This window comes from Streptomyces albireticuli (assembly GCF_021228125.1).
GTDB classification, from domain to species: domain Bacteria; phylum Actinomycetota; class Actinomycetes; order Streptomycetales; family Streptomycetaceae; genus Streptomyces; species Streptomyces albireticuli.
Genome location: NZ_JAJQQS010000006.1, coordinates 221855 through 239937, shown reverse-complemented (window position 1 = coordinate 239937; position 18083 = coordinate 221855). Strand labels below are relative to the sequence as shown.

Annotated in this window: 13 protein-coding genes; 2 read left to right on the top strand and 11 right to left on the bottom strand. The window is 74.1% G+C overall.

All coding sequences use genetic code 11. The annotated features are described in order from the left end of the window. Window positions 1–391: 391 nt before the first annotated feature. Together LUZ64_RS14025 and LUZ64_RS14020 are read right to left on the bottom strand one after the other, a co-directional pair. The gene (locus tag LUZ64_RS14025; protein WP_095578600.1) at window positions 392–1297 is read right to left on the bottom strand and encodes an alpha/beta fold hydrolase; all 906 of its coding nucleotides are present in this window, start codon (window positions 1295–1297) and stop codon (window positions 392–394) included. Window positions 1298–2001: 704 nt separating this feature from the next. Further along, window positions 2002–2694, bottom strand: a complete 693-nt coding sequence (locus tag LUZ64_RS14020) for an iron-dependent transcriptional repressor DtxR (RefSeq protein ID WP_087926717.1) — start codon at window positions 2692–2694, stop codon at window positions 2002–2004. Window positions 2695–2891: 197 nt separating this feature from the next. Here LUZ64_RS14020 and LUZ64_RS14015 point away from each other — a divergent pair, with 197 nt between their 5' ends. Further along, window positions 2892–3647 carry an SIS domain-containing protein gene (locus LUZ64_RS14015; RefSeq protein WP_232390044.1) on the top strand — a complete coding sequence of 252 codons (756 nt, stop codon included), beginning with the start codon at window positions 2892–2894 and terminating at the stop codon, window positions 3645–3647. Window positions 3648–3744: 97 nt separating this feature from the next. Here LUZ64_RS14015 and LUZ64_RS14010 read toward each other — a convergent pair whose 3' ends face one another. Then, a complete protein-coding gene (locus LUZ64_RS14010; RefSeq protein WP_095583131.1) occupies window positions 3745–5145 on the bottom strand; it encodes a PAS domain-containing protein in 1401 nt (466 codons plus the stop codon). Between the two features lie 531 nt (window positions 5146–5676). Next, window positions 5677–6300: a pyridoxamine 5'-phosphate oxidase gene (pdxH, locus tag LUZ64_RS14005; RefSeq protein WP_095583132.1), complete on the bottom strand. Its 624-nt coding sequence runs from the start codon at window positions 6298–6300 to the stop codon at window positions 5677–5679. A gap of 480 nt (window positions 6301–6780) precedes the next feature. Between pdxH and LUZ64_RS14000 the strand changes: the two genes are divergently transcribed. After that, a complete protein-coding gene (locus LUZ64_RS14000) occupies window positions 6781–7884 on the top strand; it encodes a citrate synthase 2 (RefSeq protein ID WP_095583130.1) in 1104 nt (367 codons plus the stop codon). A gap of 55 nt (window positions 7885–7939) precedes the next feature. On the opposite strand, the gene LUZ64_RS13995 is transcribed toward LUZ64_RS14000, so the two are convergent. The 7 genes from LUZ64_RS13995 to LUZ64_RS13965 form a co-directional block, all read right to left on the bottom strand. After that, complete coding sequence (locus tag LUZ64_RS13995) at window positions 7940–9754, bottom strand: phosphocholine-specific phospholipase C (RefSeq protein ID WP_095583129.1); 1815 nt, start codon at window positions 9752–9754, stop codon at window positions 7940–7942. Window positions 9755–9871: 117 nt separating this feature from the next. Then, complete coding sequence (locus LUZ64_RS13990) at window positions 9872–10480, bottom strand: TetR/AcrR family transcriptional regulator (protein WP_095583128.1); 609 nt, start codon at window positions 10478–10480, stop codon at window positions 9872–9874. Further along, window positions 10468–11208 (bottom strand): enoyl-CoA hydratase family protein, encoded by a 741-nt coding sequence (locus tag LUZ64_RS13985; RefSeq protein ID WP_095583127.1) that lies wholly within the window; start codon window positions 11206–11208, stop codon window positions 10468–10470. Before LUZ64_RS13985 ends, LUZ64_RS13990 begins: the two co-directional genes overlap by 13 nt. A 15-nt stretch (window positions 11209–11223) precedes the next feature. Then, on the bottom strand, window positions 11224–12387 hold the full coding sequence (locus LUZ64_RS13980; protein ID WP_095583126.1) for an acyl-CoA dehydrogenase family protein: 1164 nt from the start codon (window positions 12385–12387) through the stop codon (window positions 11224–11226). Beyond that, on the bottom strand, window positions 12384–14465 hold the full coding sequence (locus LUZ64_RS13975) for an ATP-binding protein (RefSeq protein WP_232390043.1): 2082 nt from the start codon (window positions 14463–14465) through the stop codon (window positions 12384–12386). Before LUZ64_RS13975 ends, LUZ64_RS13980 begins: the two co-directional genes overlap by 4 nt. Window positions 14466–14491: 26 nt before the next feature. Further along, on the bottom strand, window positions 14492–16093 hold the full coding sequence (locus tag LUZ64_RS13970; RefSeq protein WP_095581249.1) for an acyl-CoA carboxylase subunit beta: 1602 nt from the start codon (window positions 16091–16093) through the stop codon (window positions 14492–14494). Next, window positions 16090–17835, bottom strand: a complete 1746-nt coding sequence (locus tag LUZ64_RS13965) for an acyclic terpene utilization AtuA family protein (protein WP_232390042.1) — start codon at window positions 17833–17835, stop codon at window positions 16090–16092. Before LUZ64_RS13965 ends, LUZ64_RS13970 begins: the two co-directional genes overlap by 4 nt. Between the last annotated feature and the right edge of the window lie 248 nt (window positions 17836–18083).

The window sequence follows — 18083 nt, the reverse complement described above, 5'->3', positions numbered from 1 at the left end:
CGGGACGCGGGGCCGGACGCGGCGGTGCGGGCCCTGCGGGCGGCCTTTCCCCAGCCCCGCCCCTTCCCGAAACCGGGGAGCTCCCCGGGCCCCCTTCCGCGCTGACGCGCGGTGTCCTCAAACGCCGGACGGGCTGAGTTGCCGCCCGGAATCCAGCAGGGCAGCCCGCCCCTGGCGCAGCGGAGAGCCGACCTCGGACAGGAGCGAAATCCAGCCCGGCCGGCGTTTGAGGCCACCGCGCGGCAGCGCGGAACGGGGGCCCGGGGGCTTGCCCCCGCCACGCGGCGGAGCCGCACATCGGATGCAGTGGGAAGGGGCGGGTAGGGGACAAGCCCCGCGCAGCGGCAACCCCACCCGCACCCCGCCACACGCCCCCGCCACACCCCGCCCGTCACAACCGCCCCGTCGACTCCAGGAACGGCTCCACCACCCGCCTCCACCCCACCGGCTCGTCGTAATGCACCAGATGCCCCGCCTCCGGCACCTCCGCATACGTGCCACGCGGCAGCACCCGCACCATCTCCTGCGCCTCCGCCCGCCCCAGCTCGCCGTCGAGGCCGCGGACGACGAGGGTCGGGCATTCGACGAGGGCGAGGTCCTCCCAGTGGGCGTCGTGAGCGTACGTCTCCCGGGCGTTCAGCATCTGGCGGCGGGAGAAGACCGGGCGCCAGCCGTCCGCGCGCTCGGCCATCACCTCGGCGTAGTAGTCACCGCGGGCCGGGCGGGGGCGCTCCAGGGCCGGGTCGTCCTCGCCGAACCAGCGGCGGACGTCCGCGAGGGTCGCGAAGGGCACCGGCCAGGACTTGAACCAGTCGCTCCACTCGCGCTGGCTGGCCGCGCCCAGCGCGGAGGCCCGCATCTCGCAGACGACCAGGGCCCGGACCAGGTCCGGGCGGCGGGCCGCGAGCTGCCAGGCGGTGAGGGCGCCCATGGCGTGGCCGATCAGGGTGACGGGCGCGAGCCCGAGCAGTTCCACGGCGGCCAGGGCGTCCGCCACATACGCCTCACGGGTGTACGGGCCCTCGGCGGGGCGCTCGCTGCGGCCGTGCCCCCGCTGGTCCAGGGCGATCGCCCGGTGGCGCGTGGAGAGCCAGCGGGCGGTGTCCGCCCAGTGCGCGGCCCGGCCCAGCAGGCCGTGGAGCAGCAGCACCGCGCCCTGGCCGTCGAAGCCGCCCGGACCGGCCCCACTGTCCGCGCCGGCCGGGCCGCCCTCGCAGCGGTTCTTCGGCGGATCGGCGAACTCCCAGGCCGCGAGCCGCACTCCGCCGCTCCCGCTCACGTCGATACGCCGCACCATGATTCCTGGCACCCCCACTTCTCCCCCGGGCCGCTACATCGTATAGAACATAGATTCGAATACACGTCTGTCGCACGCAACACCCCACGCAACACCCCTCTTTCGAGTGACCTTGCTGAAGGGTTGACCGGCGGCACCCAGGGGAGTAATCGACCTGGGCGCGGACCGCTCGGGGAAGAAAGGTCCGCGGGGCGCACCCTGGGAGCTCGGGGCTCCGGGTCGCCGTGGGGGTACATGGGGAGGCAGGGCCCCGGCAGCTCACAAGGGCGCCGGGGCCCTCGCCATGACCGCCGGCCCCGCCCCGGGGCGCTCGCCCCACCATGACCGTCCGCCACCCCCGTCACAGCCGCCGCCATCGCCGCCGGCCCCGTCCCGGCCGTCGCCCGTGCGGCCGCCTCCGGCGTACGGGCGCACCCGCACCGGCCACACCCGCCACACCGACCAGCCCCCTCCCCGAGCCGCGGCGGCGCGCCGCGCGTCCGTGTCAGCGTCAGGGTGACACGCCCGGGGGCCCGCCGTGCCGAATACGCCGACTCCGGCCGGATTCAAGGGAGTTGGGCGCATCCGGTCCGGTTCCGGTTCGGCTCCGGTCCGGCACCGGCGCGGCCGGGAACCCGCTCCGGACCCGTCCGGATACCGGTCCCGGGAACGCGAAACGGGGGCCGCCCACCGGCGACCCCCGTGACAAGCTCCGCGACGCGGTGTCAGCGCTTGGCGACGAAGACGTGCATCGCGATGTCCGCCTCCAGCTCCGCGGCCTCGCCGCTGCTGCCCACCAGCACCCCGCCGGCGGACTCCGTGACGCTCACCACCGCGCCCGGCTGCACACCGGCCCGGCGCAGCGTGTACATCAGCTGAGGATCCGTCTGGATGGGCTCCCCGATGCGGCGGACGACGACGGTCTTGCCGTCCGCGCCCGGCTCCAGGTCCATCAGGCTGACCATGCCGTCGTTGAGGAACGGGTCGGGCTCGGGCTTCTCGCCCAGCTCCTCCAGGCCCGGGATGGGGTTGCCGTAGGGCGACTCGGTGGGGTGGCGCAGCAGCTCCAGCACCCGCCGCTCCACGGCCTCGCTCATCACGTGCTCCCAGCGGCAGGCCTCGGCGTGCACCTGCTCCCACTCCAGGCCGATCACATCGACGAGCAGGCACTCGGCGAGGCGGTGCTTGCGCATCACCCGGGTCGCCAGGCGGCGGCCCTCCTCGGTCAGTTCCAGGTGGCGGTCCCCGGCGACCGACACCAGGCCGTCGCGCTCCATGCGCGCCACGGTCTGGCTCACCGTCGGGCCGCTCTGGTCGAGCCGCTCGGCGATGCGGGCGCGCATGGGGACCACACCTTCTTCCTCGAGCTCGAGAATGGTGCGGAGATACATCTCCGTGGTGTCGATCAGTCCGGACATGCGTGCCCCTTGATATGTCGTGCGCGTGGCCCCTGGACTCAATTCTGACGCATATCACCGACAACGGTGCCGCGTACGCCCCTGACGGCCGCCGTCGTATTGACAGCGCCCAGGTCCAGACCGCAACGTGATCCGCGCCACGAGCGTACGCCAGGCCGTACGCCCCACCGGATCTTGAGGTTAGGAGCCCCTCGGCGATGAGCGAGAACAAGCTGGCCGGGCAGTTCTTCGACGCCGCGATCGGGCTGCTCCAGCGGGTGCGCGACGAGGAGGCCGGGCGGATCGCCGAGGCCGGTGCGCTGATCGCCGACACGGTGGCGGACGGCGGCCGGCTCTTCGTCTTCGGCGCCGGGCACTCCTCGCTCCCCGCGCAGGACGTCGTCTACCGCGCGGGCGGGCTCGCCCTGATCAACCTCCTCGCCGTGCCCGGCGTGATGGGCCTCGACATCGTGCCCGCCACGCTCGGCAGCGCGCTGGAGCGGGTGAACGGGCTCGCCGGCGCGGTCCTGGACACGAGTCCGGCGCAGCCGGGCGACCTGCTGATCGTCATCTCGCTGTCCGGGCGGAACTCCCTCCCGGTGGAGATGGCGATGAACGCCCGCGCGCTGGGCCTGAAGGTCGTCGGCGTCACTTCGCTCGCCTACGCCGAGCACACGAAGTCCCGGCACGTGTCGGGGACCTTCCTGAAGGACCACTGCGACCTGGTCGTCGACAGCAAGATCGACATCGGGGACGCGGAGATCAGGGCGGAGGGGGTCGGGGCGCCTTTCGGGCCGGCGTCGACGGTGGTGACGAGCGCGCTGATGCAGGCGGTGGTGGCGGAGGCGGTGGGGGCGCTGGCGGAGCGGGGGATCGATCCGCCGATGCTGCGGTCGGGGAACGTGGACGGTGGGCACGAGTGGAACGGGCGGGTGATGAGCGACTACGGGGACCGGATCTTCTTCCGGCAGTAGCGGCGGGACGCCTGCCGGCGGGCCTTTCCCCCACCCCGCCCCTTCCCGTAACCGGGGGCTTCGCCCCCGGACCCCTTCCGCGCTCCGCGCGGTGGCCTCAATCGCCGGCCGGGCTGAACTTCCCCGCCAGGTCCAGCGCCGCCGCCACCCGCGTCGACACGTCCTCCGCGTACGTCGCGTCCCCCCGGTCGAACGGGCGGCGGGACGGCCCCCGCAGGAACGTGACGGCGCCCAGGGTGCGGCCACGGCTGCGGAGGGGCGTGGAGAGGGCGTGGACCGTGCCTTCGGGCCATTTGCGGGACGTCGCCCAGTTCTCCGTGCAGTCCGAGGCGGCGCGGACCGAGCCACAGCGCTCGACCGCCTGCGGGGCCGGGTGGCCCTCCGGGTAGGGGACGGGCAGGCCGCCGGGGACCGTCGTCGGGGACGGGCCCGGGGTGCCGGTGGGCGTGGCCACGGCGCGGACCAGCCGGATCGGCGGCTCCGGGGCCGGACCGGGCTCGGGCAGCAGGTCGACGAGGGCGTGGTCGGCGAAGCCGGCCAGGGCGAAGTCCAGGTACAGGGACGCGGCCTCGACGGGGTCCTCGCACTCGGCGACCGCCCGGCCCGCCCGGTGCAGCTGACTGCCCCGGAAGCGCAGCCGCGCGCTCTCCTGCTCGACCAGCCGGGCCGCCGTGACGTCCATGAACAGCCAGGCCACGCCGAGCGGTACGGGCTCCTCGGCGAGGGGCGAGGCCAGCCGCAGGAAGCCGCTGCGCCAGCAGCGGCGCTCCGGCGGGGCGCCGCCCTGGTCCCGGAGCGTCACCCACAGGTCGGTGGGGGCGGGCGGCGCGCCGGCGGCCAGGACGTGCTGGAGCGCGCCCTCGACCTCCTCGACGCCGTGCTCCAGGAGCTCGCCCAGGGGGCGGCCCAGCAGCGCCGTGCGCCCGGTGCGCAGGGCGCGCGCCGCGTGGGCGTTGGCGAGGGCGGGGCGCAGATCCGCGTCGACGAGGACCACGCCCCACGAGGCGTCGCCGAACAGGGCCTCGCTCAGGGCGATCGAGCGCTCCAGGTCGATCTGGGTGTGCACCTCGCTGAAGGCGCAGTAGACACCGGCGGCACCGCCGCCCGCGCCCGGCACCGCCGACAGCTGGGTGCGCACCAGGACCCGGCCGCCGCCCTTGGTGAGCAGGGCGAACTCGTGCACCTGGCGGCCCTGGGCCCGCATCGCGGCGGAGAGCCGCGCGGTGACCTCCTCGGCGTCCGCCGCGCGCACCGCCCAGCCGGCCAGGCCCGGCCGCCCGACGGCCTCCGCGGCCGTCCAGCCGAGTATCCGCTCGGCCTCGCGGTTCCAGTGGGTGACGGTCCCGTCGGCGTCGAAGGCGCACAGCGCGGCGTCCATGCCGTCCAGGAGGGCCGCGAGGAGGTCCGAGTCGTCGCTGTCGACGGCCGCCCCCGCTCCGGGCCCCCGCCCGGCCGCCGCGTCGGGGCGGGCCGGGCCGGAGTGGTGTGGTGCGGTCACGAGGAACCCCCTGCCGGCCGCGTCTGCTTGTCCTGCACGACCGCATTCAACTCGACCGTGATGGGCACCACACGGACTTCGCGGAAATCGATGCCACAGGAAATTCGGTTGTCGCGGCCGGGACGGCTGCCTACCGTGGTGTGCACACGAGAAGGGAGGTGGTTCGGGACATGATTTCTTTCCGGACGCGTGAGGTGACTGCGGGCTAGCGCCCGTCGTCGCGCCAAGCGCAACGCCGGGGACCCGGGCCGTTCCGGTCCTGGGGATGCCGGCCAATCCCAAGCAGTCACCCGGTCCGTGGGCCGCCGAGTCGTCCGCTCGGCACCGCTGCGCCGCTCCCGCGGCGCGGCGGTAGCAGGCCCGCGGACCGTCTGCGTTCCCGGGCGTTCCGGGCCGCCGGAATTCATCGGCGCCGCATTGCCGCCGGAATCATGAAAAAGCGCCGGAAAACACCGGAAGTGCCGCAACGGCGAATTCGGACGCCCTCCGGCCGGGCCGTTGCCCCACGGCGCTCGCGCACCACCGCGGCGGCTACGGGCAGAGCCGTTCCACGCGCCAGCCGTCACCGGACCGCACGTAGCGGAGCCGGTCGTGCAGCCGGTTCTCCCGGCCCTGCCAGAACTCCACGGTCTCCGCCGTCACCCGGAAGCCTCCCCAGCCCTCGGGCACGGGCACCGGCTCGCCCTCGGGGAAGCGGGCGGCCACCGCGTCGTACGCCGCGTCGATGTCGGCGCGCGAGGAGACCACCGTCGACTGGGCGCTCGCCCACGCGCCGAGCTGCGAGCCCCGGGGCCGGGACCGGAAGTAGGCGGCCGTCTCGGCCGGGGTGACCCGCTCGGCCGTGCCGCCGACGACGACCTGACGGGCCAGCGGGTACCACGGGAAGAGCAGCGACACCCGCGGGTTCCCGGCGAGTTCGGTGCCCTTGCGCGAGGAGTAGTTGGTGTAGAAGACGAAGCCGCGCTCGTCGTACCCCTTGAGCAGGACCGTCCGCGAGCTGGGCCGGCCGGTGGTGTCGGCGGTCGACACGATCATCGCGTTGGGCTCGGGCAGGCCGCTCCTGAACGCCTGCGCGAACCACAGCGCGAACTGCTCGTACGGGCCCGGGGCGAGGCCCTCCTCCAGGAGGCCGCCGGTGCGGTACTGCTCGCGCATGACGGCGGGGTCGAGGACATCGCCGGGGGACCCGGCGGCGGAGAACTCGTCGAACGCGTCGGCTTGGGTCACGCGGCCATCCTGTCAGGTCCGGACAGAACGGCAAGGGATCTCCGCGGACCCCCCGGACGGACGCGGCCGATCAGCTTGCCCGGTACCGGCCGTCCGTAATCCTCCGGCGGCCGAAACCCCTGGTGTGCCGGACATCACCCTTCCCCGCGTGTGCGGGACCCCCCAAAATCGCAGGGCGGGTGGCTGTGGCGCCCGCACCTCACCGACTATCGTGTCCGGCCTCGCTGTCCGGAAGCCGATCGGCGGCCCGTAAAAGCCTCGGCCCGCGAAGGACCGGGCCCGGCGCCGGGTGAAGGACAGCCGCACGGGGCATTACCGGGTTGACCGAAAACGGACCGCGAGCCGCCACCGCGGCCGCGTAACCGGATCGGCGCCCACCTTGTCGTACACCTCACGAGGAGCCGCCTGATGTCCGACTTCGTACCCGGACTCGAAGGAGTCGTCGCGTTCGAGACGGAGATCGCCGAACCCGACAAGGAAGGCGGCTCGCTCCGCTACCGCGGTGTGGACATCGAGGACCTGGTGGGCCAGGTGTCCTTCGGGAACGTCTGGGGTCTGCTGGTCGACGGCTCGTTCAACCCCGGGCTGCCGCCCGCCGAGCCGTTCCCGATCCCCGTCCATTCGGGTGACATCCGCGTCGACGTCCAGTCCGCGCTCGCGATGCTCGCCCCGGTGTGGGGCCTGAAGCCCCTCCTCGACATCGACGAGGCCACGGCCCGCGACAACCTGGCCCGCGCCGCCGTCATGGCGCTGTCCTACGTGGCCCAGTCGGCGCGCGGCCAGGGCCTGCCGATGGTCCCGCAGCGGGAGATCGACAAGGCGGAGACCGTCGTCGAGCGGTTTATGAAGCGCTGGCGCGGCGAGCCCGACCCCAAGCACGTCAAGGCCGTCGACGCCTACTGGACGTCGGCCGCCGAGCACGGCATGAACGCCTCCACGTTCACCGCCCGCGTCATCGCCTCCACGGGCGCCGACGTGGCCGCCGCGCTCTCCGGCGCCGTCGGCGCGATGTCCGGCCCGCTGCACGGCGGCGCGCCGTCCCGCGTCCTCGGCATGATCGAGGAGATCGAGCGCACGGGCGACGCCAAGGCCTATGTGAAGGGGGCCCTGGACCGCGGCGAGCGCCTCATGGGCTTCGGTCACCGCGTCTACCGCGCCGAGGACCCGCGCGCCCGTGTGCTGCGCCGTACGGCCAAGGAGCTGGCGGCGCCGCGCTTCGAGGTCGCGGAGGCGCTGGAGAAGGCGGCCCTGGAGGAGCTCCACAACCGCCGCCCCGACCGGGTGCTGGCCACCAACGTGGAGTTCTGGGCGGCGATCGTGCTGGACTTCGCCGAGGTCCCGGCGCACATGTTCACCTCGATGTTCACGTGCGCCCGTACGGCGGGCTGGAGCGCGCACATCCTGGAGCAGAAGCGCACCGGTCGTCTGGTGCGTCCCTCGGCGCGGTACGTGGGCCCCGGCCCGCGCGACCCGCGCGAGGTCACGGGCTTCGGCGAGCTCGCGGGGAGCTGAGCCCCCGCGGTGGTGCCCCGCTCCCGACGCGAGCGGGGCACGGAGAAACGGTCCCTCAGCCCGCCGCCGGCCCGTACCAGGTGCCGGCCACCCGCCGCAGGAAGCCGTCCGCGCCGGTGACGGTCACGTCGTAGCGCCCGGCCGTCGTCGAAGCCGCCAGCTCGCGGGCGGTCCGCTCGGCGACGGCGGCCCCCTTCACGGTGCCCTTGAAGCGGCGCAGGAAGCCGTCGGCGCCGTAGACGGTGAAGTCGTACGCCCCGTCCGTCCCGGCGGTCTCCCAGACGTACTCCGCGCGGGCGCCCGGCGCGACCGTGAACGGGGTCCCGGCGAACGGCAGCCGGATGTTGGGGAAGACGGTGAAGTGGAAGGCCACGCCACCGGTGTTGGTCATCGCGCACACCACGCGGCCGCGCGTCCGGTCCACGGTGACGGAGGCGTCGGGCGCGTAGGGCAGCATCCGGTACGGCCGCGCGCCCGGCTCCTGCACGGGGAGGGTCTGCTGCCCCTGCCCGGGGAGCTTGACGGGCGGCAGCTTGGCACCGGCGTCGGCCTTGCGGACGAGCTCCTTGGTGTCGGGCAGGGAGGGCACCGAGAAGTCCGGGCGGGCGAAGTCGAAACAGCTGGTCAGGTCGCCGCAGACGGCCCGCCGCCAGTCGCTGATGTTCGGCTCGCGGACGCCCGTCACCCGCTCCATGAACCGCAGCACCGAGGTGTGGTCGAAGACCTGCGAGTTCACCCATCCGCCGCGCGACCAGGGCGAGATCACCCATAGCGGCACCCGGTTGCCGAGCCCGATGGGCTGCCCGCCGACGAACTCGCCGGGGGTGCCGGCCGCCGGGAAGGGCGGGACGACGTGGTCGAAGTACCCGTCGTTCTCGTCGTACATCACCAGGAACACGGTGTGCTTCCACACCTCGGGGTTGGCGAACAGCGACTGGAGCGCGGTGTTCACCCAGTCCGCGCCGTAGTCGGGGCTGGCCGCCGGGTGCTCGGAGAACAGATAGGGCGCCACCAGCCAGGACACGGCCGGCAGGGTGCCGTCCTTACAGTGCCGGTCGAAGGCGGTGAGGTCGAACTTCGTCATGGCGTTCACGTAGCGCGGGTCGTCGTGCGGGAAGGCGTGGAACTGCCGGAAGTACGAGAGCCCGTTGTCGTCGTAGTCGCCGTACCGGGGGTCCTTGCCGGGATTGTGGTAGACCCGCCAGCTCACCCCGGCCCGCTCCAGGCGCTCCGCGTACGTGGTCCAGTCGGCGACGGGGTTGTCGGTGACGACGCTGTTGTCGGTGAAGGGCCCGGTGGTGCCGTCGGTGCCGGGCCCGGCGGTGCCTGACCACAGGTAGAGCCGGTTGGGGTCGGTGGGCCCGGCCATGGAGCAGAAGTAGTGGTCGGCGACGGTGAAGGCGTCGGCGAGGGCGTACTGGTAGGGGATGTCCTCGCGGGTGAAGTAGCCCATGCAGCGCTCGCCCTTGGCGGATATCCACTTGTTCATGGCGCCGCGGTTGATGGCCTCGTGCCCGTCCTTCCAGCCGTGCGGGAGGCCGTCGGCGTTCTGGGCGTTGTAGCGGGTGGTGTCCATCCGGTAGGGCAGCATGCGGCCGCCGTCCTTACGGGCGGGGTCGGGCTGGCGCAGCACTCCGGTGCCGTCGGGGAAGACGAGCCCCTGCCGGTCGTCGAAGCCCCGCACTCCGCTCAGGGTGCCGAGGTAGTGGTCGAAGCTGCGGTTCTCCTGCATGAGCACGACGATGTGCCGGACCTGGTCGAGGCCCTGGCCGGAGGCGGCGGCGGGACCGGCCGCCTCCGGCCCGAGCACTCCGGCGGCCGCCACGGCGGCGGTGGACCCCACGAACTGACGACGTGTCAATTTGGGCACGATACGGCTCCTCCGGATGCGGGGGCTGGGGCGGGCGCCCCGCACGGTAGCCGCGTACCGCGTGCGACGGAATGGACGGAGGATGACGAGACGACGCACGCGGGACGAACGAAGGGGTCAGCCCCGCAGCACGTCGTCGAGGAGACCTGCCCAGTGGTCGACCACCCGCTCCCGCCGGGCGGAGTCGTCCGTCAGCAGGTTCGCGAGCCCGAGCCCGCGCGCCATGTCGAGCAGGCCCTGCACGGTCTCGCGGACGCCCGGCCGCGTCTCGTCGGCGCCGAGCAGCTCCACGGCCATCCGGTGGGTCTCCCGGCCGACGCGCGCCTCCAGGTCCGTCACCCCGGCCCGCAGCCGCTCCTCGTCGGCCGCGGCCACCCACAGATGGAGGGCGGCCCGGAACAGCGGGCCGGTGTAGACCCCGACCAGCTCCCTGACCACCAGATAGGTCCGCGCCGGCCCGACGACACCGCGGACGGGGTCGAGCGCCTCGCGCAACGCGGCGGAGCGCTGCTCGGCGACGTATTCGACGGCCGCCGTGAAGAGGTCCTCGCGGGTGGGGAAGTGGTGCTGGGCGGCGCCCCGCGACACCCCCGCCCGGGTGGCGACCAGGGACACCGTGGACCCCGACCAGCCGTGCTCGGCCAGGCAGGCGATCGCCGCCTCCAGCAGGCGCAGCCGCGTGGCGCGGCTGCGGTCCTGCTGGGGCCCCTTGGTCACCGTGCCCATACGGGGTCCCGCCGCTCCAGGAAGGCGGTCACGCCCTCGCGCGCCTCGTCCGAGGCGAACAGCCGCGCCGACAGCCCGGCCAGGGCGTCCGTGTCGCGGTCGAAGGCGCGCAGCACCTCCGCGGTGACCAGCCGCTTGGACTCGGCGAGCCCCTGCGGGGAGGCGGCCCGCAGCCCGTCCAGCACCCCGGGCAGCACCTCGTCGGGCTCGCCGGCCACGGTGATCAGCCCGATCCGGGCGGCCTCGGCGGCGTCGAAGCGCTCCCCGGTCAGGTAGTAGCGGGCGGCGGCCCGCGGCTGGACGCGGGGCAGCAGCGGCATGGAGATCACGGCGGGGGCCAGCCCGAGCCGCGCCTCGGTGAAGGCGAACGAGGAGCCCTCCCCCGCCACGGCGATGTCACAGGCCCCGAGCAGCCCCAGACCGCCGGCCCGTACGTGCCCGGTGACGGCGGCCACCACGGGCTTGGGCAGCTCGACGAGGGCACGCATCAGCCGTACGAGCCCGAGCGGCGCCGTCTCGTCCGACCCGGCCTCACCGAGATCGGCCCCGGCACAGAAGGTGTTGCCGGTGTGGGTGAGGAGGACGGCGCGGGTGCCCGGGTCGTCGGCCGCCGTCGCGAGCGCCTCCCGCAGCTCCCCGACGAGCCGGGCCGAGAGGGCGTTGCGGTTGTGCGGCGAATCGAGCGTCAAGCGGGTGATGCCGTGCTCGCGCACGCGGCGGACCACCATCGAGAACCCTCCACATCAGTAGGACTTGGGAAGCCCCAGCGTCCGGTGCGACACATAATTGAGGATCATCTCGCGGCTGACCGGGGCGATCCGCGCCACCCTCGCCGCGGTGACGAGCGAGGCGAGTCCGTACTCGGTGGTGAGGCCGTTGCCGCCCAGGGTGTGGACGGCCCGGTCGACGGCGCGCACGGCGGCCTCGGCGGCGGCGTACTTGGCCATGTTGGCGGCTTCGCCCGCGCCCGCGTCGTCGCCCGCGTCGTAGAGCGCGGCGGCCTTGGCGGTCATGAGCCGGGCCAGCTCGATCTCGATGTGCGACTGGGCCAGGGGATGGGCGAGGGCCTGGTGGGCACCGATGGGCTCGCGCCACACCTGGCGGGTACGGGCGTAGTCGACGGCGCGGCCGAGGGCGTAGCGGCCCATGCCGAGGGCGAAGGCGGCGGTCATGATCCGCTCGGGGTTGAGCCCGGCGAAGAGCTGGAGCAGCCCGGCGTCCTCGGACCCGACGAGAGCGTCGGGGGGAAGCCGCACATCATCCATAACCAACTCGAACTGCTTCTCGGGGGCGGCGAGTTCCATGGGGATGCGATTCCACCGGAACCCGGAGGCGTGGCGCTCGACGATGAACAGGCAGGGCTTCAGGGCACCGGTCCGGGCGTCTTCGGCACGCCCCACGACCAAGGTGGCATCGGCGATGTCGACACCCGAGACGAACACCTTCCGCCCGCTGAGCACCCACTCGTCGCCCTCCCTCCGGCCGGTGGTGGTGATCCGGTGGGAGTTGGACCCGGCGTCGGGTTCGGTGATCCCGAAGGCCATCCGGAGGGTGCCGGAGGCGAGTCCGGGGAGCCATCGCTCCTTCTGGGCGGGGGTGCCGAAGCGGGAGATCACGGTGCCGCAGATGGCGGGCGAGACGACCATCATGAGCAGGGGGCACCCGGCGGCGCCGAGCTCCTCCAGGACGAGGGCGAGTTCGGCGATCCCGGCTCCCCCGCCACCGAACTCGACGGGCAGGTTGACGCCCAGGTAGCCGAGCTTCCCGGCCTCGGCCCAGAGCTCGTCGGGCTGTTTGCCGTCGCGGACGACGGCGGTGGTGTACTCACGGCCGTAGCGCGCGCCGAGGGCGGCGACGGCGGCGCGGAGGTCGCGGTGTTCCTGGCTCTCGATGAGGGCGTTGCTCATGGCGTGTGCTCCTCGGATTCGACGACGGCGAGCAGGGTGCCGACCTCGACCTGGCGGCCGGGGACGGCGTGCAGGGCGGTGAGGGTGCCGGAGGCGGGGGCGACGACGCGGTGTTCCATCTTCATGGCCTCCAGCCACAGCAGCGGCTCCCCGGCCTTGACGGACGCGCCGACGGCGACCCCGGGGGCGACCCGGACGACGGTGCCGGGCATGGGGGCGAGGAGGGAGCCGGGGGCGATAAGGGGCCGGGGCTCGGGGAAGCGGGGCAGAAGGGTCAGGGAGAAGGACCCGACGAAGACGACGGCTCCATATCCGCTCACATCGAAAACACGCCGCACCCCACCCACTTCGAGGACGACATCCTCACCCCCGGCCCGTACCAGCCGCACCCCGGGAAACCCTTCGGCCTCCAGCCCACCCCGCCCCAGCAGATAGCGGATCTCGATCTCCTCTCCCCCGGGCTCGACGCGGTAGCGCTTGACCTGCGGCTGGGAGGGAAGGTTCCGCCACCCGCCGAAGGGCGAGGGACTACGGGCGGCACCGGAGAGCGCGGCGGCGAGGGCGGCGAGCCGCACGGAGGCGGTATCCGGGGAAACGGTCAGGTCGCCCAGATACCGCTCGTAGAACCCGGTGTCGTAGCACCCGCCGACGAAATCGGGATGCCGGAGCGACCGGACGAGCAACTCCCGGTTGGTGACGGGCCCATGAACCCGAGCGGCCTCCAGCGAACGGGCCAGCAGCCGAACGGCTTCACCGCGTGTGGGGGCCCAGACAACGACCTTGGCGAGCAATGAGTCGTAGTGCACCCCGACGAGATCACCGGCGGAGAAGCCGGAGTCGACGCGTAGAAAAGGGGCGGCCGGGGGACGACGGGAGGCGACGGGGCCGCAGGGGCAGGGGTCCGGGGCGCTGACGTGTATTTGCGGGCCCGCTGAGGGGGTTCCGTCGCGGTGCGGGGTTCCGGGCCCGTAAATATACGGCCCCGGACCCCTGCCCCGGAGGCCGCGGCGCCGCACCCCGTCCGGCTCCGCGCCCACGGACAGCTCGAACACCCGCCCGGAGGAGGGCCGCCACCCCCGCGCCGGATCCTCGGCACAGAGCCGCGCCTCCACCGCGTGCCCCGACGCGACAGGCACCGGACCCAGCGCCGCCCCCTCCGCGACCCGGATCTGCGCCGCCACCAGATCGACGCCGTGGACGAGCTCCGTCACCGGATGCTCCACCTGGAGCCGGGTGTTCATCTCCAGGAACCAGGCCCGCCCGTCCTTCCCCACCAGGAACTCGACGGTCCCGGCGCCCACGTACCCCACGGCCCGCGCACCGGCCACGGCGAACCCGTGCAGCTCCGACAGCGCGTCCTCGGACAGCCCGGGAGCCGGCGCCTCCTCGATCACCTTCTGGTGCCGCCGTTGCAGGGAGCAGTCCCGGGTGCCGAGCGCCCACACGGCGCCGTGCCCGTCGGCGAGGACCTGCACCTCGACGTGCCGCCCGCCCTCGACGTACGGCTCGACGAACACGGAGCCGTCCCCGAACGCCGCGGCCGCCTCGGTACGGGCGGAGAGGAGGGCGCCGTCCAGCGCGTCGAGGGACCGCACGACACGCATCCCCCGCCCACCCCCGCCCGCGGCGGCCTTGACGAGCACGGGCAGATCGCCGGCGCCGACGCCACCGGGGTCCAGGGCGTCGAGCACGGGCACCCCGGCCCCGGCCATCAGCGACTTGGCCCGCGTCTTGGAGGCCATCGACGCGATGACGGACGGCGGCGGCCCGATCCACACGAGCCCGGCGTCGAGGACGGCCCGGGCGAAGTCCGCGTTCTCGGACAGGAAGCCGTACCCGGGGTGGACGGCGTCGGCCCCGGCGGCGAGCGCGGCCGCCACGACGAGGTCGCCGCGCAGGTACGTGCCGGCGGGCGCGGCGCCCGGCAGCCGCACCGCCGCGTCGGCCTCGCGCACATGGCGGGCGGAGGCGTCGGGGTCGGAGTGCACGGCGACCGTGGAGATGCCGAGCTCACGGCAGGTGCGGAAGACGCGGCAGGCGATCTCGCCACGGTTGGCGACAAGAACAGAACCGATCACGAGGGCACAACCTCACAGCTCGCAGGTCACATACGGAAGACGCCGAACCCGCCTCGGGCACCTTCGAAGGGCGCGCCGTGGACGACGGACAGGCACATCCCCAGCACCGTCCGGGTGTCGCGCGGATCGATGACACCGTCGTCGTAGAGCCGCCCGGAGAGGAACAGGGGCAGCGACTCGGCCTCGATCTGCCGCTCGACCATGGCGCGCAGCCCGGCGTCGGCGTCCTCGTCGTAGGGCTGCCCCTTGGCGGCGGCGGAGGCCCGGGCGACGAGGGAGAGGACGCCGGCGAGCTGCTGCGGGCCCATGACGGCGGACTTGGCGCTGGGCCAGGAGAAGAGGAACCGGGGGTCGTAGGCCCGGCCGCACATGCCGTAGTGGCCGGCCCCGTAGGAGGCGCCCATCAGCACGGACAGGTGGGGCACCCGGGAGTTCGACACGGCGTTGATCATCATGGAGCCGTGTTTGATGATGCCGCCCTGTTCGTACTCGCGGCCCACCATGTAGCCGGTGGTGTTGTGGAGGAAGAGGAGCGGGATGTCGCGCTGGTTGGCCAGCTGGATGAACTGGGCGGCCTTCTGGGACTCGGCGCTGAAGAGGACGCCCTGGGCATTGGCCAGGATGCCCACGGGATACCCGTGCAGGCGGGCCCACCCGGTGACGAGGCTGGGCCCGTAGAGCGGCTTGAACTCGTCGAAATCGGAGGAGTCGACGATGCGGGCGATGACTTCGCGGGGATCGAAGGGCACTTTGAGATCACCGGGGACGATGCCGAGAAGCTCGTCCTCGTCGTGAAGGGGAGGTTCGGCGGCGGAAGCGGAAGGGCCGTACGCCTTACGGTCGTTGAGCCGGGCGACGACCCGCCGGGCCTGCCGGAGGGCGTCGGCCTCGTCGACGGCGAAGTGATCGGCGAGCCCGGAGACGCGGGCGTGCATCTCGGCGCCGCCGAGCGATTCGTCGTCGGCGTCCTCGCCGGTGGCCATCTTGACCAGCGGCGGCCCGCCCAGGAAGACCTTCGCCCGCTCCTTGACCATGATCACGTGGTCGGACATGCCGGGTATGTACGCGCCGCCGGCGGTGGAGTTGCCGAAGACGACGGCGATCGTGGGGACGCCGGCGGCGGAGAGGCGGGTGAGGTCGCGGAAGAGCGCGCCGCCGGGGATGAAGATCTCCTTCTGGCTGGGGAGGTCGGCGCCGCCGGATTCGACGAGGGAGATGACCGGGAGGCGGTTGGCGCGGGCGATCTCGTGGGCGCGGAGGGCCTTCTTCAGCGTCCAGGGGTTGCTGGCGCCGCCGCGTACGGTCGGGTCGTTGGCGCTGACGAGGCATTCCACGCCTTCGACGACGCCGATGCCGGTGACGAGGGAGGCGCCGACGGTGTGGTCGCCGCCCCAGCCGGCGAGCGGGGACAGCTCCAGGAAGGGCGTGTCGGGGTCGAGGAGGAGCTCGACGCGCTCGCGGGCGAGGAGCTTGCCGCGGGCGCGGTGGCGGGCGACGTACTTCTCGCCGCCGCCCGCGAGGGCCTTGGCGTGCTCGGCGCCGATCTCGGCGAGCCGGGCGAGCATCGCGTCGCGGGCGGCGGCGTACTCGGGGCCCGAGGGGTCGAGCAGGGACGACAGCACCGTCACAGCAGCGCCTCCGGTATCTCCAGGTGGCGCGAGCGCAGCCATTCGCCGAGGGCCTTGGCCTGCGGGTCGAAGCGGGCCCCGGAGGCCACGCCCTCGCCGAGGATGCCGTCGACGGTGAAGTTCAGCGCCCGCAGGTTGGGCAGGACGTGCCGCCGGACGGGGAACCGGGCGGTCTCCGGGAGGAGTTCGCGGACCCGGTCGGCGGTGAGCTCGTGGGCGAGCCACCGCCAGGCGTCGTCGCCGCGCGCCCAGAGGCCGATGTTCGCGGATCCGCCCTTGTCGCCGCTGCGGGCACCGGCGACGAGGCCGAGGGGGGCGCGGCGGGTGGGGCCGGGCGGCAGCGGCGGGGGCAGCGGCGGCTCCGCGTCCGGCTCCCGGTCGCCGGGGTCGGCGACGGGTCCGGGCGGTACGCGCAGCCGGGTGCCGTCGGGCAGCACGGCGACCTGGCGCACGCTGTACGCGTCGACGTAGGCGGCCTCGAAGACGCCGTAGGGGGTGCCCTTGCCGGGCGGCGCGGTGACGTGGAAGCCGGGGTAGCCGGCCAGGGCGAGTTCGACCGCGGCGCCGCTGAGGGCGCGGCCGACGGCCTCGGGGTCGGGGTCGCGGACGACGAGCCGCAGCAGGGCGCTCGCCTCCTCCTGTACGGGCGCGTCGGCGTGGTCCGTACGGGCCAGGGTCCACCGGACCTCGGCGGGGCGCCGCCGGGCGAGGGCGGCGCCGAGCTGTTCGCGCACCATGCGGGCCTTGGCGTCGATGTCGAGGCCGGTGAGGACGAAGACGACCTCGTTGCGCCAGCCGCCCACCCGGGTGAGGCCGGCCTTGAGCGTGGCGGGGGCGGCCTCGCCGCGCACCCCGTCGATCCGCACCCGGTCGGGGCCCGCGTCGGTGAGCCGGACGGTGTCGAGGCGGGCGGTGACGTCGGGGCCCGGGTAGCGGGCGCCCGCGGTCTCGTAGAGGAGCTGGGCGGTGACGGTGCCGGTGGTGACGGCGCCGCCCGTGCCGGGGTGTTTGGTGACGACGGCGGAGCCGTCGGCGTGGATCTCGGCCAGGGGGAAGCCGGGGAGGAGGAGGCGGCCGTCGGGGCCGCGGGTGTCCGGCAGCTCCCGGAAGAAGGAGTAGTTGCCGCCGGTGGCCTGGGTGCCGCACTCCAGGACGTGTCCGGCGACGACGGCCCCGGCGAGCGGGTCGAGGTCGTCGGCGAGCCAGCCGAAGTGCGCGGCGGCGGGGCCGGTGACGAGCGCGGCGTCGGTGACACGGCCGGTGACGACGACGTCGGCGCCGGCCCGGAGACAGGCCGTGATCCCGGCACCGCCCAGATAGGCGTTGGCGGTGAGCACGCCCTCGCCCCAGTCGCGCGTGCCCAGGAGGTCGTCGCCCTCGACGTGCGCGACCCGCACGCCGACGCCGAGCCGCCGGGCGAGGGCCCGGATCTCCCGGGCGAGCCCGGCGGGGTCGAGGCCGCCCGCGTTGGTGACGAGCTTGACGCCGCGCTCGACGGCGAGGCCGAGGCTCTCCTCCAGCTGGGCGAGGTAGGTCCGGGCGTAGCCGCGGCGGGGGTCGGCGAGGCGGTCGCGGCCGAGGATGAGCATGGTGAGCTCGGCGAGGTAGTCCCCGGTGAGGACGTCGAGGGGGCCACCGGTGAGCATCTCGCGGACGGCGCCGAAGCGGTCGCCGTAGAAGCCGGAGGAGTTGCCTACGCGGAGGGGGCCGCGGGGGCGGGGGGCGGGTAAGGGGGCGGTCATGAGGGGGTTCCGGGGGTGGGACCGGGACAGCCGCCGTCGGCGGGGGCGCTGTCGGCCGGAGCGGCGCCGGGCGGACGTCCGCCCCCCGGCGCCGGGCCCCCGGCGGAGGCCGGCCGCTCCGACGGCGGGCCGGCACGGTCCCGGCCGGCGCCGGGCGGGGTGCCGGCAGGCGCGCCGCCGGAGCCGGGGCCGGGACCAGGACCACCGTCGCCATGACCACCACCGGCACCCGGCCCCCGGCCCGCGCC